Here is a 15,067-nt window from a genome sequence, read left to right as displayed (position 1 = left end):
CGTGAAAGACATGACCCAGGCCGTGCAGACTTTGATCATCTTCGGTGCGAGCGGCGATCTCACCTCACGCCTGCTCCTGCCGGCGCTCGGCCAGGTGCTGACGAAGGATCCCGGTCGGCGCGTCACGCTCATCGGAGCAGGCTCCGAGGACTGGACCGCCGCGCACTGGAAGCATGTCGTGCGTACCTCGTTCGCCCACTCGAAAGCCGACGGACCGGCGGTGGACGCGCTGCTGGCATCCACCGAGTACGTGTCGATGGATGTCACCGTGCCGGCCGATCTGAAGGCCTTGCTCGCACGGGCCGAAGGAACGCCCGCGCTGTACTTCGCGCTCCCGCCCGCTGTCACCAAGGTGACTGCCGCCGCTCTGGCCGACGTGGAGCTGCCGAAGGGTACCCGACTCGCGCTGGAGAAGCCGTTCGGCACCGATCGACGCAGCGCCGCGGCTCTGAATCGCAAGATCACCGCCCTGGTGCCGGAGAACCAGGTGCACCGCATCGACCACTTCCTCGGCAACTCGACGGTGCAGAACCTCTTCGGGCTCCGTTTCTCGAACCGCATCTTCGAGCCGCTGTGGAGCTCGCAGCACGTCGAGCGGGTGGACATCGTGTACGACGAGCTGCTCGGCCTCGAAGGTCGCGCCGGCTACTACGACCACGCGGGCGCGCTCGTCGACATGATCCAGAGCCACCTTCTGCAGGTGCTCGCCGTCACCGCGATGGAGGCACCGGCAACGCTCGGCGCCGACGACCTGCGTGACGCGAAGGCCATCCTGCTGAGGGCGACGCACGTGTGGGATGACGATCCCGTGGCATCCAGCCGTCGGGGCAGGTACACGAAGGGCAAGATCGGGCGCAGGCTGTTCCCGTCGTACGTCGACGAAGAGGGCGTGGACCCCGAGGCCGAGACGGAGACCCTTGCGCAGGTCACGCTGGCGATCGACAACTGGCGCTGGGCGGGCGTGCCATTCACGTTGCGTTCGGGGAAGGCGATCGGAGTGCCGCGGCACGAGATCGTGTTCACGTTCCGTGACGCGCAGCACGTTCCGACCGGGCTGCGCGGAGTCGTGCATCCGACACGTTTGCGCCTCAGACTCGGCCCGGACGAGATGGCTCTCGAGTTGAACACCAACGGACCTGGGGATCCGAAGTACCTCTCGCGTGCCAAGCTCGAGGCTGATTTCGGCCCTGGCGCCTTGCTCGCATACGGCGAGGTGATCGCGGACCTGCTCGACGGCGACCCGTCGCTCTCCGTGCGAGGGGATACAGCGGAGGAGTGCTGGCGCATCGTCGACCCGGTGATCGCGGCCTGGCGCAAGGACGACGTGCCGCTCGACGACTACGTTGCCGGGTCGATCGGACCCGCCGAGTGGCCGGCCATTCCGTAGTCGACTCCCGTCGGATGCAGGTCGGATGTCGTCGGCCTGGTACACACTGAAGACGTGCTGCTCGCCGAGTTGGTCTCGACCGTCGATGATGTGACCGCGACGCGGTCCCGGCTGGCAAAGGTGGACGCCATCGCCGGCCTTCTCTCACGCCTCGGCGACGACGAGTTCGTGCCCGTGATCGGGCTCCTCGTCGGCAAGCCGAGGCAGGGCAGGCTCGGAGTCGGATGGCGCGGACTCTCGACACTCGATGTGCCGCCGGCAGACGTGGGAACTCTCACGATCGGCGACGTCGATGAGCTCTTCGCGACCCTGGCGGCGATCTCCGGCGGGGGATCGGCAGCGACTCGCACGGCTCTGCTCGAGGGCGTGATGCGCCGAGCGACCGCGTCGGAGCAGTCCCTGCTGGTGCGCGTGCTGCTCGGCGAGGTGCGCACCGGGGCGCTCGAGGGAGTCGTCACCGACGCGATCGCGAAGGCTGCAGGGCGGCCGATCGAGCTCGTGCGCCGGGCGGCGATGCTCTCCGGAGACCTGGGCGGCACAGCACGACTGGCTCTCACCGGCACGGAAGAAGAGCTGGCAGAGGTCGGGCTCGTGGTGGGCAGGCCCGTGCTGCCGATGCTGGCGGCCTCCGCACCGACCGTGGCTGAGGCGCTCGCGGTCACCGGCGAAGCATCTGTCGAATACAAGCTCGACGGCGCGCGCATCCAGGTGCACCGTCACGGCGACGACGTGCGGGTGTTCACCCGCAGCCTGGCCGACGTGACGCATCGGCTTCCCGAGGTGGTCGAGCAGGTGCTGGCGTTGCCTGCCCGCGACGTCATCCTTGACGGCGAGACGCTGACGCTCGGCGAGGACGGCGCACCGCGCCCCTTCCAGGAGACCATGTCGCGCTTTGGAGCCGAGGTCGCACGCGAGACGGTGCTGCGACCGTGGTTCTTCGACGTGCTCCACGTCGACGGCCGAGACCTGCTCGACGAACCGCTGCACATCCGTCGCGCCGAGCTCGAGCGCATCGCACCTCACCTGCTGATGCCGGGAATCGTGACTGCCGACCCGGTCGAGGCCGAGCAGTTATCCACCGAAGCGCTCGCCAAGGGGCACGAAGGTGTCGTGGTCAAGGGCATCGATACGCTCTACGCCGCCGGGCGCCGGGGTTCCAGCTGGGTCAAGGTGAAGCCGGTGCACACGTACGACCTCGTCGTGCTGGCGTGCGAGTGGGGATCGGGGCGGCGACGCGGATGGCTGTCCAATCTGCATCTCGGCGCGCTGGACCCGGCGGGGGAGTTCGGTGAGCCTGGCGGCTTCGTCATGGTGGGAAAGACGTTCAAGGGGCTCACCGACGAGATTCTGCGGTGGCAGACCGAGCGCTTTCAGCAGATCGAGGTTCGTCGTACGCCGGGCACCGTGTGGGTGGCGCCCGTGACCGTCGTCGAGGTGGCGATCGACGGGGTGCAGGGGTCGTCGCGGTATCCGGGAGGCATCGCCCTGCGGTTCGCGAGGGTCAAGCGCTACCGGGAGGACAAGCTCCCTGAGCAGGCCGACACGATTCAGACGCTGCGCGCCATGCTGCGGTCGTAGGCGACTGCCGCACTCCGCTGGTCGAGTAGCGCGCCGGAGGCACGCGTATAGAGGCCCATTCGGCCGCACACACGGTCTCGATACGCGTGACGGCTCCGCCGCCGCGCTACTCGACCAGCGGTAGCGACTCAATCAACGGTAGGGGAGACGAGGCTCAGGCTACGAGGTCGCGCTTGAGGTTCTCGAGTGCGATCGGTCCGGTGACCGGGCGCTTCAGGTCTGTCCAGACGGTGATCGGCGCCGGCTCCCACTGGAGAGCGACCGCGTCTTCGTCGAGTTCGGCTTCGTCGTCCACGGCCGGCTCGTCGTGCCGGTGAGTCGGCACGTGCTCGGCTTCGGACGTCTGCTCCGGTGCGGCGGCGGCTTCGGGCGTCTCCATCACTGCAACCGGCGTGAGCTCGGGTTCGCCCTCGGCCGCTTCGACGGGGGCGGCAGTCTCCACGTTCGCGGGGACCGCAGCGGCCGCTCCCGCGAGAGAGGTGCCTGCCACGATCGGAATGGGGCCCGTTGCCAACGAGACCGTGATCGGCTCGCCGGCCTCAAGCTGCGACTGGGCGCTGCGCAGCGCAGCGGTCACGTCGATCGCTACCTGGTGCGCGAGCACGGAGCGGAAGATGTCGTCGGTGTCGTCATCCGTTCGCCTGCGTACGACCCAGTCGCCGCCCTCGCCGATCGCCGCAGCGATTCGGGTGTGCACGAGCTCGAAGATCTGCTCTTCCGCGAGGCGGGGGAGGGGAGCGGGGGTCGGAACGACCACAGCACTGGGGGCAGCCGGCGCTGCGGCATGCCTCCGACGACCGAACATGGTGGAACTCCATTCACTTCTGGCAGCGAAACCCCCGCCATGACAGTGTCACCGATACCGGCTCGCGGACGCCCGGGACACGCCGCCTTCAAAGGAGCATCACAGCGGGTCGGCGGTTGGAGCGGTTGGCGCGCCTAGTCAGTCTCGAGTTCCTTCGAACGATCGTGCACGCTCGTGATGACGACGGCCAACGAGAGCACCCAGCTGGCCCACGCGAGCACCACTCGCCAGTCCCTCGGCGAGTTCTTGGTCGTCTGGATGACCGAGATCACGCCGAGCACCGTGGTGACGACCCCCCAGTTCAGCAGGTACTTGCGCATTCGTGCCCCCTTGCCCAGCGTCACGCTGCCGATCGAATCATTCGGCCCCACGCTACACACCGGGCTCGCGCGGCGGCCAGGGGGTTGCGTTCTCAGCCCAGGGTGCCCAGTGCTGTCGGCTCGACCTCGCGTCTGCGGGTGCGGCCGCTGTGGAGGGCGGCGCGCGCGAACCAGACGGTGCGCGCCAGACGATCCGCACGCTCCTCGTCGGTTCTGCCGTGCGATGCCACCTCTGCCACCACGCTGCCGTGCCAATCGCGGTGTGCGAGGTATTCGAGAACCTCCGCAACCGGCTGCCGTCCTTCGCCCGGCGGCAGGTGCTCGTCGAAGACCCCGCCTTCGTACACCGACTTCGACCCGTCGCACAGGTGCAGATGCCGCAGGCGGTCGCCGAGACGGCGGGCGATCTCGGCACTGTTCTGTCCGGCCAGCGCCGCGTGCGAGAAGTCGAGGGTTGCGGAGTCGCAGTCGATCGTCACCGGGTCCCATCCTGGCGAGTACACGACACGTCGGCGTCCGGCGACGTTCAGCGGGAACATGTTCTCGACGGCAAGGTCGACTCCGGTGCGATTGCTGATCTCACGCACGATGGCGGTGAAGTGCGTCGCGTAGCGCCCCTGCCAGCGGAACGGCGGATGCACCACAACGGTCGGCGCGCCGACCGCCTGAGCCAGTTGTGCCGACCGTTCCAGCTTGACGACCGGGTCGAGACCCCAGACGAACTGCGTGAAGACCAGCACGGGTGCATGGATGGAGAGCACGGGCATCCCGTATCGCTCAGAATAGGTGTTCAAGACGTCGGCGTCTTGAGTGCGGCGATCTCGGGTGACCATCACCTCGATGCCGTCGAAGCCCAGCCGGGCTGCGAGTGCGAAGGCCTGTTCAGTGCCGTGCGGGTATGCGCACGCTGTGCTCATTCCGATCGCGATCATCGATGATGACGCTATGCGTGCGGTGTGAACGGGCGGTTTCGATCGTGCTGATCTCATGAGAGAGCCCCATGACCGACTGGTAACGTTTCTTCACGCCAAAAGGCATCCAGGTCAGGAGGCGCTCATTCCTTCGAAGTCCGCACACGACGAACCCGCGCGCAGCGATAACGGCTCGGCACCAGGCACGTCAGCCAAGGGCAATTCGCCAGGGGGCAAGTCGGCAAAGGATGCCGCTGCCAGAAAGTTCGATCTGGTGATCGTGTCGAACCGGCTGCCGGTCGATCACGTCTCCGGGGAGGGTGCCGACGCCGTCTGGCGCCCGTCGCCCGGCGGGCTGGTCGCCGCGCTGGAGCCGATCATGAAGCGCGAGGACGGCGTCTGGATCGGATGGGTGGGCATCCCCGACGCGGAGTTCGAGCCGTTCCGTGCCGACGACATCGACATCAGGCCGGTCTCCCTCAGCGCTCAGGAGATCGAGTACTACTACGAGGGGTTCTCGAACGACACGCTGTGGCCGCTCTACCACGACGTGATTGCGCCGCCGAGCTTCCACCGCGAGTGGTGGGACGCGTACGTGCAGGTGAATCGCCGGTTCGCGGACGCCGCCCTCGATTCGGCCGCGCCGGGTGCGGTCGTCTGGGTGCACGACTACCAGCTGCAGCTCGTGCCGAAGATGCTGCGCGATGCGCGCCCCGACCTCGTGATCGGATTCTTCGATCACATTCCGTTCCCCGCATACGGCATCTACGCCCAGCTGCCGTGGCGCAAGCAGGTCGTCGAGGGGCTGCTCGGCGCGGACGTCATCGGCTTCCAGCGCCTCGCGGATGCCGGCAACTTCTCGCGCGCCGTTCGCCGCCTTCTCGGGTACGAGAGCCGCGGATCGGTCATCGACGTTCCTCTCGCGGACGGCGAGGCGGTCGGCCACCGTCACGTGAAGACGAATCGCCGCGGTGTGCGTGTTCGTACCGTGCTGGCGAAGCAGTTCCCGATCTCCATCGACGCGGCGCACTATCAGGAGCTGGCGAATCGGCCGGACATCCAGGCGAGGGCCCGGCAGATCCGCGAGGAGCTCGGCAACCCGAAGACGATCATGCTCGGCGTCGACAGGCTCGACTACACGAAGGGCATCAGGCACAGGCTCAAGGCGTACGGCGAGCTCTTGCGTGACGGCTCTGTGGATGCCGACGACATCACTCTCGTGCAGGTGGCGAGTCCCTCGCGGGAACGCGTTGAGACGTACAAACAGCTGCGCGACGAGGTCGAGCTGATGGTCAGCCGCATCAACGGCGACTACTCGACGATCAGCCACACGGCGATCAGCTATCTTCACCAGGGCTATCCGCGTGAAGAGATGGTGGCGCTCTACCTCGCCGCCGATGTCATGCTCGTCACCGCGCTTCGCGACGGCATGAACCTCGTTGCCAAAGAATACGTGGCCAGTCGCATCGACTCCGACGGCGTTCTCGTGCTGAGCGAGTTCACGGGGGCGTCCGACGAGCTCAGGCAGGCTCTGCTGGTCAACCCGCACGACATCGACGGCATGAAGGAAGCAATGCTCCGCGCCATCGAAATGCCGAAGCGGGAGCGGGCGCGGCGCATGCGTGTTCTGCGCAAGCGGGTCATCACCCACGATGTGCAGCGCTGGTCCGCGACGTTCTTCGACGCGCTGACCCACGTGACGAACGACGACGACTACGGAGCTCACGAGATCGCCGAGCAGCCTCGGGTAACGACCGACCTGCAGGCCGAGTCACAGGAGCACTCCGCACGATGAGCGCGAACTCGCTGCCGGATGCGATCGCCCGGCTCGCCGCCACACCTCGCCTTCTGGTCGCTCTCGACTTCGACGGCACCGTCAGCCCATTGGTCGACAACCCCTCGGAGTCACGGGTGCTGCCCGTCGCTAGGCGGGCCATCGATCAGCTCGAGGCGCTGCCCGACACCTGGGTCGCCTTCGTCTCCGGACGTCCGCTCGCCGGATTGGTGCGGGTCACTGAGGCCGACGAGTCAGCCCTGCTGATCGCCTCGCACGGCGTCGAAGTGCGACTCACCGGCGGAGCGGTCGACGTCGGTCTCAGCGACGGTGAGCGAGCCGCTCTCCACTCGTTGAGCGAGAAGCTGGATGACATCGCCTCGCACACGCCCGGCGCATTCATCGAACACAAGCCGGTCGGCCTGGGTCTGCACACCCGCGGAGTAGCGGACGCCGCCGATGCCTCGAGGGCTCAGTCCGAAGCGCGGGCCGCCGCAGCGGAACTCGGCGGGTTCATCGAGCGTGCAGGCAAGGACATCCTGGAGTTCGCGGTGCGCGACGCCACGAAGGGCGACGGCATCGAGGTGCTGCGGCGCCACGTCGACGCGACGGGCGTGTTCTTCGCGGGCGACGACGTGACCGACGAGGACGGCTTCGGCGTTCTCGCCGGCGACGACGTCGGACTGAAGGTCGGCGACGGCGCCACGCGAGCAGCTCACCGGGTGGCCGATCCTGAGGCCGTCGGCGAGGTGCTCGCGGCACTCGCTTCGGCCCGCGCCTCGACCAGGATCTGAAGACCGCGAGCTGAGGCGACGCCGACCGGCTGGGGCGAGACCGGTCAGACCTCGTCGCGCGCCGGGGTTGCCCTTGTCGCCCGAAGCCGCGATCCCAACGCGACGAAGAACAGCACGAAGGCCACGGTGAGCCCGATGTGACCCATGCCCGCGATGCCGGCCAGTACCGGGGAGTCCGCGACCGCCGGCGTCACGATCTGCAGGGTCCCCTTGAGTGCGAGCGCACCGACGGTGACGGCGAGGCTCGCGTTCCAGACCCAGAGGAACCAGCGCATCCTGCGGTCCGCGCCAAGAGTGAAGACGCGATTCAACGACAGCACCGCGAGCATCACGACCGTGCCGAGCACGAGAGCGTGCGTGTGCACGACACTCAGTTCTGTATAGCCGTCGAACCCCGTGGACTTGGTGATCTCGCGGAACGCGAGGCCCCCAGCCAGGCCGATGCCGGTCCAGACTGCGGCGCCGATGAAGAGCGCCCTCTCTGTGCGTCCGAAGCGATTTCGGGTGTTGGACGTGGTCTCGGGCATCCTGGTCTCCTCACAATCAGCGACAGGGTGTCGCTAAACATGCACCAGGCTAAGGTTGGGGACGAGGTGTCGTCAAGTTGGCGACAGGCTGTCGCAATCGGAGGTGATCGGGTGCCGAGGATCGCCGCGCCGACGGTCGCCGAACACCGAGCGCAGGTGCAGGCGAGGCTGGTGGCCGCCGCCGAGCAGATCATGCGAGCGGGCGACTCCGGCCAGCTGACCGCGGGAGCCGTGAGCTCGGCGGCCGGCATCGCCCGGAACAGCATCTACCGCTACGTCGACAGCATCGACGACCTGCGCGCACTCGTGGTCTCCCGACATCTGCCCGAGTGGATGGCGGCCGTCTCGTCCGCGCTCGAGCGCGAGGCGACGCCGCAGGGCCGCGTGACCGCCTGGGTCGAGGCGAATCTGCGCCAGGCAGCGGCATCCGGGCACGCCTGGCTGATGGATGCCGTCCGATCGCTCCCGGACTCCGCTGCGGCCACTGCGTCGGCGGATGCCGCGCACACCGACCTCCGAGAGCCACTGACCGCAGCATGGCAAGACCTTCTCGGGCACGACGGCGTGCGTTCGCGACTGGCCACCGCGATCACCTTCGGCATCGTGGAGACCGGGTTCGGGCAGCTCGACGCGGGGGTGCCGATCGACGTCGTCGTCGCCGCGTGCTGCGATGCCGCTCTCGGCATGATGCGGTCGCCGTCCGCCGCCGGCTGACCCGGGCGGCCTCGGCCCGTGAGGCCCGCGGCGCCTGGTAGCGAGGGCACCAGGCATCCGTCATGGGGCGCCGGTACCCGGTCCTAGACTCGTCTTCATGCCAGAGATCGACATGAAGCCGCGCAGCCGCGTCGTCACCGACGGGATCGAAGCCACGACCAGCAGGGGCATGCTCCGCGCGGTCGGCATGGGAGACGAGGACTGGGACAAGCCGCAGATCGGCATTGCGAGCTCGTGGAACGAGATCACGCCGTGCAACCTGTCGCTCGACCGTCTCGCTCAGGCGGCGAAGGAGGGCGTGCACGGCGGCGGGGGATACCCGCTCGAGTTCGGCACCGTCTCCGTCTCAGACGGCATCTCGATGGGCCATGAGGGCATGCACTTCTCGCTCGTGTCGCGCGAGGTCATCGCCGACTCGGTTGAGACCGTCATGATGGCCGAGCGCCTCGACGGCTCCGTGCTGCTCGCAGGCTGCGACAAGTCCATCCCCGGCATGCTGATGGCTGCCGCCCGCCTCGGCCTGTCATCCGTCTTCCTCTACGCAGGCTCGATCGCCCCCGGCTGGGTCAAGCTCAGCGACGGAACCGAGAAGGATGTCACCATCATCGACTCCTTCGAGGCGGTCGGCGCGTGCAAGGCAGGCACCATGAGCCTCGAAGACCTCAAGCGCATCGAGTGCGCGATCGCCCCAGGTGAAGGCGCGTGCGGCGGTATGTACACGGCCAACACGATGGCATCCGTCGCCGAAGCGCTCGGGCTGAGCATCCCGGGGTCCGCGGCCCCGCCGGCCGCCGACCGTCGCCGTGACTACTACGCGCACCGCTCGGGCGAGGCCGTGGTGAACATGATGCGGCTGGGACTGACCACGCGCGACATCCTGACCAAGAAGGCGTTCGAGAACGCCATCACCGTCGCCATGGCACTGGGCGGCTCCACCAATGTCGTGCTGCACCTGCTCGCGATCGCGAACGAGGCCGAGGTCGAGCTCACCCTCGACGACTTCAACCGGATCGGCGACAAGGTTCCCCACATCGCCGACATGAAGCCGTTCGGCAAGTACGTCATGAACGACGTCGACCGCCACGGTGGAATCCCGGTGCTCATGAAGGCGCTGCTGGATGCCGGCCTGCTGCACGGCGACGCCATGACCGTGACCGGCAAGACCGTCGCGGAGAACCTCGCAGAGCTCGACCCCGAGCCGCTCGACGGCAAGGTGCTCCGCGCGCTCGACAACCCGCTGCACCCGACCGGCGGCCTGACCATTCTGAAGGGCAGCTTCGCGCCTGACGGCGCAGTGGTGAAGACCGCCGGATTCGACGCCACGGTGTTCGAGGGACCGGCCCGCGTGTTCGAGCGGGAGCGCGAGGCGATGGACGCGCTGACCGAGGGCAGGATCGATCACGGCGACGTGGTGGTCATCCGCTACGAGGGCCCCAAGGGCGGCCCTGGCATGCGCGAGATGCTGGCGATCACCGCCGCCATCAAGGGCGCTGGGCTCGGCAAGGATGTACTACTATTGACGGACGGTCGATTCTCAGGCGGCACAACCGGGCTGTGCATCGGCCACATAGCACCCGAAGCGGTGGACGGTGGTCCAGTCGCCTTCGTGCGCGATGGTGATCTGATACGGGTCGATATCGCGGCTCGCTCACTCGACCTACTTGTCGACGAGTCCGAGCTGGCCTCCCGCCGGGAAGGCTGGGAGCCTCTTCCCCCGCGCTATACCCGTGGCGTTCTCGCGAAATACTCCAAGCTCGTGCACTCCGCTGCGGAGGGCGCGGTCACGGGGTAGCACTCGCGTTCGTACAGTTCCTCAACTTCGCAACGAAGGACATCGTCCCCCATGACAACGGAACCTAGAGCCGTGCCGGCTTCGGCAGCGCGCGCTGCCGGGGCCGATGGCACTTCGAATCTCATCACCGGGTCGGCCGCCATTCTGCGGTCGCTCGCTCATCTCGGCGTCAAGGATGTCTTCGGCATCCCTGGCGGCGCCGTCATCCCCTTCTACGACGAGCTCATGGCGCAGGACGCCATCAGGCACATCCTGGTGCGCCACGAGCAGGGCGCAGGTCACGCTGCGGAGGGCTACGCCACCGCCGGGCGCAAGGTCGGTGTCGCCATCGCGACGTCCGGCCCCGGCGCGACCAACCTCGTGACGGCGATCGCCGACGCACACATGGACTCCGTTCCCACCCTGTTCATCACGGGGCAGGTCTTCTCGACCCTGATGGGGACGGATGCCTTCCAGGAGGCCGACATCGTCGGCATCACGATGCCGATCACGAAGCACTCCTTCCTGGTGAAGGACCCTGCCGAGATCCCCGCCACCATCGCGGCCGCCTACCACATCGCGTCGACCGGACGTCCCGGCCCGGTGCTCGTGGACATCACGAAGGACGCGCAGCAGAACCTGATGGAGTTCTCCTGGCCGCCGGTGGTCGACCTTCCTGGCTACCGTCCGGTGACCAAGGCTCACGGCAAGCAGGTGCACGCCGCGGCACGCCTGCTCGTCGAGTCGAGCAAGCCGGTGCTCTATGTCGGCGGTGGCGTGGTGCGCTCCGAGGCGTCGCCCGAGCTGCTGGTGCTCGCGGAGGCGACCGGTGCTCCGGTCGTCACGACGCTGATGGCCCGTGGCGCGTTCCCCGACTCGCACGAGCAGCACCTCGGCATGCCCGGCATGCACGGAACGGTTCCCGCGGTGCTCGCGCTGCAGGATGCCGACCTCATCGTCTCGCTCGGCGCCCGCTTCGACGACCGCGTGACCGGCAAGGTGTCGGAGTTCGCTCCGCACGCCAAGATCGTGCACGTCGACGTCGACCCGGCGGAGATCTCGAAGATCCGCCATGCAGACGTCCCGATCGTCGGCGATGCCAAAGACGTCATCGCCGACCTGACCTCCGCGTACGAGCACGAGGTCGCAGCGGTCGGCAAGCCCGACCTGAGCGAGTGGTGGACCAAGCTCGACGGGCTTCGCAAGGAGTTCCCGCTCGGCTACACGCCGACCAGCGACGGCCTGCTGTCGCCGGAGGCCGTGATCACCCGCATCGGCGAGCTCACCGGACCGGAGGGCGTGTACGTCGCCGGCGTCGGTCAGCACCAGATGTGGGCTGCCCAGTTCATCAAGTACGAGCGTCCGAACGCGTTCGTGAACTCCGGAGGCGCAGGCACGATGGGCTTCGCGGTTCCGGCCGCGATGGGAGCGAAAGTGTCCGAGCCCGACCGTGCGGTGTGGGCGATCGACGGTGACGGCTGCTTCCAGATGACCAATCAGGAGCTCGCCACCTGCACGATCAACGACATCCCGATCAAGGTCGCGATCATCAACAACTCGTCGCTCGGCATGGTGCGCCAGTGGCAGACCCTCTTCTACGAGGGCCGCCACTCGTTCACCGATCTGAACACCGGACACGAGACCGCGATGATCCCCGACTTCGTGAAGCTGGCCGACGCGTACGGCGCCCTTGGCATCCGCGTCACCAAGGCCGAGGAGATCGACGCCGCCATCAAGCTGGCGCTGGAGACGAACGACCGCCCGGTCGTCATCGACTTCATCGTGAGCCGCGACGCCATGGTGTGGCCGATGGTCCCGCAAGGGGTCAGCAACTCCAACGTTCAGTACGCCAAGGACCATGCACCGACCTGGGGAGAGGAGTAGGCCATGTCGACACACGTTCTGTCGCTGCTCGTCGAAGACAAGGCGGGCCTGCTCACCCGCGTTGCCGGGCTCTTCTCGCGTCGTGGGTTCAACATCCAGTCGCTCGCCGTCGGTGTGAGCGAGGTGCCGGGCCTCTCGCGCATCACCGTTGTCGTCGACGTCGAGGATGCTCCGCTGGAGCAGGTCACCAAGCAGCTGAACAAGCTGATCAACGTGATCAAGATCGTCGAGCTCGACCAGTCGCAGTCCGTGCAGCGCGAGCACCTGCTCATCAAGGTGCGGGTTGACAACGCGACCCGCTCCCAGGTGCTGGAGGCCGTGAACCTGTTCCGCGCACGCGTCGTGGATGTCTCGCCCGACGCACTCGTGATCGAGGTCACCGGCGACACGGGCAAGACCGAGGCGCTCCTTCGCGTGCTCGAGCCCTACGGCATCAAAGAGATGGCGCAGTCCGGACTGCTCGCGATCGGTCGCGGCTCGAAGTCCATCACCGAGCGCGTCTTCAAGAATTGACGGAGTAGCCGTCAAGGTCGAGTAGCGCGCACAGCGCGCGTATCGAGACCGACATCCGATTCACGAACAACAAGGAGAGACAACACCCCATGGCTGAGATCTATTACGACAACGACGCCGACCTGACGATCATCCAGGGCAAGAAGGTGCTCGTCGTCGGCTACGGCTCGCAAGGCCACGCGCACGCACAGAACCTGCGCGACTCGGGCGTCGAGGTGCGCATCGGTCTGCAGGCGGGCTCGAAGTCCACCCAGCGCGCCCAGGAGGCCGGCTTCCAGGTCGTCACCCCCGCCGAGGGAACCTCGTGGGCCGACGTCATCGTCATCCTCGCCCCCGACCAGGTGCAGCGTCACCTCTATGCGAACGACATCGCGCCGAACATCAGCGACGGCAAGGCGCTCGTCTTCGGGCACGGCTTCAACATCCGCTTCGGCTACATCACGGCGCCCGACAGCGTGGACGTGATCATGGTCGCCCCCAAGGGTCCCGGTCACACCGTGCGCCGCGAGTACGTCGCGGGCCGCGGCGTTCCCGTGATCGTCGCGGTGGAGAACGACGCCACCGGCAGCGCATGGGCCCTCGCGCTCAGCTACGCCAAGGGCATCGGCGGACTCCGCGCGGCCGGCATCAAGACCACCTTCACCGAGGAGACCGAGACCGACCTGTTCGGTGAGCAGGCCGTGCTCTGCGGTGGCGTCACCCACCTCATCCAGGCGGGCTTCGAGACCCTGACGAAGGCGGGCTACCAGCCCGAGATCGCCTACTTCGAGGTGCTTCACGAGATGAAGCTGATCGTCGACCTCATCTGGGAGGGCGGCATCTCCAAGATGCGCTGGAGCGTGTCGGACACCGCCGAGTACGGTGACTACGTCTCGGGTCCGCGCGTCGTCGACCAGCACGTGAAGGACGCCATGCAGGGCGTTCTCGACGACATCCGCTCCGGCGCCTTCGCCGAGCGCTTTATCGCCGACCAGGACGCCGGAGCCCCCGAGTTCCTCGCGGAGCGCAAGAAGGGCGAGGAGCACCAGATCGAGTCCACCGGTCGCGAGCTGCGCAAGCTCTTCGCGTGGAACGCCTCCAACGACGACGACTACGTCGACGGCGAGGTCGCCCGCTAGACACTCTCGCAGGTTGAGGAGCACGCCGTGAGGCGCGCGTCTCGACACCCCGCATGCGGCTGAGTGCCGTGGTGCGGGTTTCGAGACGCGCCGCTACGCGGTGCTCCTCAACCAGCGGTGGGGGTTCGCCGCTACGCGGTGCTCCTCAACCCGCGGGAGAGGCGGAAACGAGGGCGAAGGGATACTGGATGCCCAAGGCACTAGCCGTCGAGATCGCGGTTCAGGATGTCGCGGGTGTACGCATCGCCCTCGCAGAGGGCGCCGACCGCGTCGAGCTGTGCTCCGCATTGGGCGTCGGGGGACTGACCCCATCGCCCGGGGTCGTCGAGCGCGCCGTACAGGTCGCGCGCGACGCCGGCCGTGATGACTTCGTCCACGTGCTCGTGCGCCCGCGCGGAGGAGGCTTCGTGTACTCGGCCGACGAGATCGAGGTCATGCTCGCCGACGTGCGCCTGCTCCGTGAGCTCGGCGTCGGCGGCGTGGTCGTCGGCACACTGGATGACCGTTCACACGTCGACCTTGTGACGACGTCCGCGCTGGTCGACGCCGCCGGCGACCTCCATGTCACGTACCATCGCGCCATCGACGTCGCCGTGGATGCGGCCGACGCGGTCGGCGCTCTGGCGGAGGTCGGGGTGCGACGCATCCTGACGTCCGGCGCGTCGCGTCGCGCGATCGAGGGCGCGGACACGCTCCGCGAGTTCGCGCGACGGGCGGTCCGTCGGATCGAGATCATGGCCGGCGGGGGAGTGAGCGCCGAGCAGCTCCCCACACTCGCGGAGGCCGGTGTGGACGCCGTGCACCTCTCCGCTCGGGGAACGGCGACCGGGTTCCCGTCCGGCCCCGGTGGTGGCCACCCCGACTACGACGTGACCGATGTGGCGCTGGTTCGCGCTGCGATGGCGGCACGTCGCGCGATCGCCACAGGGCAGTCACACGGGTCTCGATACGCGTGACGGCTGCGCGGCCGC

Annotated in this window: 14 protein-coding genes; 10 read left to right on the top strand and 4 right to left on the bottom strand. The window is 67.7% G+C overall.

Annotation, left to right across the window (positions count from 1 at the left end; genetic code table 11):
• Window positions 1-10 precede the first annotated feature (10 nt).
• Window positions 11-1,387, top strand: a complete 1,377-nt coding sequence (locus tag ACYVDN_RS06405; RefSeq protein WP_460569565.1) for a glucose-6-phosphate dehydrogenase — start codon at window positions 11-13, stop codon at window positions 1,385-1,387.
• Window positions 1,388-1,441: 54 nt separating this feature from the next.
• Window positions 1,442-2,965 carry an ATP-dependent DNA ligase gene (locus ACYVDN_RS06400; protein WP_460569563.1) on the top strand — a complete coding sequence of 508 codons (1,524 nt, stop codon included), beginning with the start codon at window positions 1,442-1,444 and terminating at the stop codon, window positions 2,963-2,965.
• 154 nt (window positions 2,966-3,119) lie between these two features.
• Here the strand turns inward: ACYVDN_RS06400 and ACYVDN_RS06395 are convergent, their stop codons facing one another.
• The 3 genes from ACYVDN_RS06395 to ACYVDN_RS06385 form a co-directional block, all read right to left on the bottom strand.
• Complete coding sequence (locus ACYVDN_RS06395) at window positions 3,120-3,770, bottom strand: hypothetical protein (protein WP_460569561.1); 651 nt, start codon at window positions 3,768-3,770, stop codon at window positions 3,120-3,122.
• 134 nt (window positions 3,771-3,904) lie between these two features.
• Entirely contained in the window at window positions 3,905-4,090 is a 186-nt protein-coding gene (locus ACYVDN_RS06390; protein WP_460569559.1) for a hypothetical protein, read from the bottom strand.
• 92 nt (window positions 4,091-4,182) lie between these two features.
• Window positions 4,183-5,022 carry a sugar phosphate isomerase/epimerase family protein gene (locus ACYVDN_RS06385; RefSeq protein ID WP_460569557.1) on the bottom strand — a complete coding sequence of 280 codons (840 nt, stop codon included), beginning with the start codon at window positions 5,020-5,022 and terminating at the stop codon, window positions 4,183-4,185.
• Between the two features lie 259 nt (window positions 5,023-5,281).
• Between ACYVDN_RS06385 and ACYVDN_RS06380 the strand changes: the two genes are divergently transcribed.
• Together ACYVDN_RS06380 and otsB are read left to right on the top strand one after the other, a co-directional pair.
• Window positions 5,282-6,796: an alpha,alpha-trehalose-phosphate synthase (UDP-forming) gene (locus ACYVDN_RS06380; protein WP_460572266.1), complete on the top strand. Its 1,515-nt coding sequence runs from the start codon at window positions 5,282-5,284 to the stop codon at window positions 6,794-6,796.
• Window positions 6,793-7,569 (top strand): trehalose-phosphatase, encoded by a 777-nt coding sequence (otsB, locus tag ACYVDN_RS06375; RefSeq protein ID WP_460569555.1) that lies wholly within the window; start codon window positions 6,793-6,795, stop codon window positions 7,567-7,569. Before ACYVDN_RS06380 ends, otsB begins: the two co-directional genes overlap by 4 nt.
• Before the next feature lie 44 nt (window positions 7,570-7,613).
• On the opposite strand, the gene ACYVDN_RS06370 is transcribed toward otsB, so the two are convergent.
• On the bottom strand, window positions 7,614-8,096 hold the full coding sequence (locus ACYVDN_RS06370) for a DUF2871 domain-containing protein (protein WP_460569553.1): 483 nt from the start codon (window positions 8,094-8,096) through the stop codon (window positions 7,614-7,616).
• A gap of 111 nt (window positions 8,097-8,207) precedes the next feature.
• On the opposite strand from ACYVDN_RS06370, the gene ACYVDN_RS06365 reads away from it, so the two are divergent.
• The 6 genes from ACYVDN_RS06365 (at window position 8,208) to ACYVDN_RS06340 (ending at window position 15,052) form a co-directional block, all read left to right on the top strand.
• Window positions 8,208-8,810, top strand: a complete 603-nt coding sequence (locus tag ACYVDN_RS06365; RefSeq protein WP_460569551.1) for a TetR/AcrR family transcriptional regulator — start codon at window positions 8,208-8,210, stop codon at window positions 8,808-8,810.
• Between the two features lie 97 nt (window positions 8,811-8,907).
• Window positions 8,908-10,602 carry a dihydroxy-acid dehydratase gene (ilvD, locus tag ACYVDN_RS06360; protein WP_460569549.1) on the top strand — a complete coding sequence of 565 codons (1,695 nt, stop codon included), beginning with the start codon at window positions 8,908-8,910 and terminating at the stop codon, window positions 10,600-10,602.
• 51 nt (window positions 10,603-10,653) lie between these two features.
• On the top strand, window positions 10,654-12,465 hold the full coding sequence (locus ACYVDN_RS06355) for an acetolactate synthase large subunit (protein ID WP_460569547.1): 1,812 nt from the start codon (window positions 10,654-10,656) through the stop codon (window positions 12,463-12,465).
• A gap of 3 nt (window positions 12,466-12,468) precedes the next feature.
• Window positions 12,469-12,978, top strand: a complete 510-nt coding sequence (gene ilvN / locus ACYVDN_RS06350; RefSeq protein WP_460569545.1) for an acetolactate synthase small subunit — start codon at window positions 12,469-12,471, stop codon at window positions 12,976-12,978.
• A gap of 89 nt (window positions 12,979-13,067) precedes the next feature.
• Complete coding sequence (gene ilvC / locus ACYVDN_RS06345) at window positions 13,068-14,096, top strand: NADP-dependent ketol-acid reductoisomerase (RefSeq protein WP_460569542.1); 1,029 nt, start codon at window positions 13,068-13,070, stop codon at window positions 14,094-14,096.
• Between the two features lie 188 nt (window positions 14,097-14,284).
• The gene (locus ACYVDN_RS06340) at window positions 14,285-15,052 is read left to right on the top strand and encodes a copper homeostasis protein CutC (protein WP_460569540.1); all 768 of its coding nucleotides are present in this window, start codon (window positions 14,285-14,287) and stop codon (window positions 15,050-15,052) included.
• Window positions 15,053-15,067: the final 15 nt, after the last annotated feature.

Source organism: Humibacter soli, assembly GCF_054779035.1.
The sequence above is the reverse complement of the archived record's forward strand: the minus strand, read 5'-3'. Positions and strand labels throughout refer to the sequence as shown.

What these genes read in the sequence shown, in the direction of transcription:
- ACYVDN_RS06405 (WP_460569565.1), top strand. Translation starts at nt 11, where the DNA reads ATGACCCAGGCCGTGCAGACTTTGATCATCTTCGGTGCGAGCGGCGAT.
- ACYVDN_RS06395 (WP_460569561.1), bottom strand. Translation starts at nt 3,770, where the DNA reads ATGTTCGGTCGTCGGAGGCATGCCGCAGCGCCGGCTGCCCCCAGTGCT.
- ACYVDN_RS06390 (WP_460569559.1), bottom strand. Translation starts at nt 4,090, where the DNA reads ATGCGCAAGTACCTGCTGAACTGGGGGGTCGTCACCACGGTGCTCGGC.
- ACYVDN_RS06385 (WP_460569557.1), bottom strand. Translation starts at nt 5,022, where the DNA reads ATGATCGCGATCGGAATGAGCACAGCGTGCGCATACCCGCACGGCACT.
- otsB (WP_460569555.1), top strand. Translation starts at nt 6,793, where the DNA reads ATGAGCGCGAACTCGCTGCCGGATGCGATCGCCCGGCTCGCCGCCACA.
- ACYVDN_RS06370 (WP_460569553.1), bottom strand. Translation starts at nt 8,096, where the DNA reads ATGCCCGAGACCACGTCCAACACCCGAAATCGCTTCGGACGCACAGAG.
- ilvD (WP_460569549.1), top strand. Translation starts at nt 8,908, where the DNA reads ATGCCAGAGATCGACATGAAGCCGCGCAGCCGCGTCGTCACCGACGGG.
- ACYVDN_RS06355 (WP_460569547.1), top strand. Translation starts at nt 10,654, where the DNA reads ATGACAACGGAACCTAGAGCCGTGCCGGCTTCGGCAGCGCGCGCTGCC.
- ilvN (WP_460569545.1), top strand. Translation starts at nt 12,469, where the DNA reads ATGTCGACACACGTTCTGTCGCTGCTCGTCGAAGACAAGGCGGGCCTG.
- ilvC (WP_460569542.1), top strand. Translation starts at nt 13,068, where the DNA reads ATGGCTGAGATCTATTACGACAACGACGCCGACCTGACGATCATCCAG.
- ACYVDN_RS06340 (WP_460569540.1), top strand. Translation starts at nt 14,285, where the DNA reads ATGCCCAAGGCACTAGCCGTCGAGATCGCGGTTCAGGATGTCGCGGGT.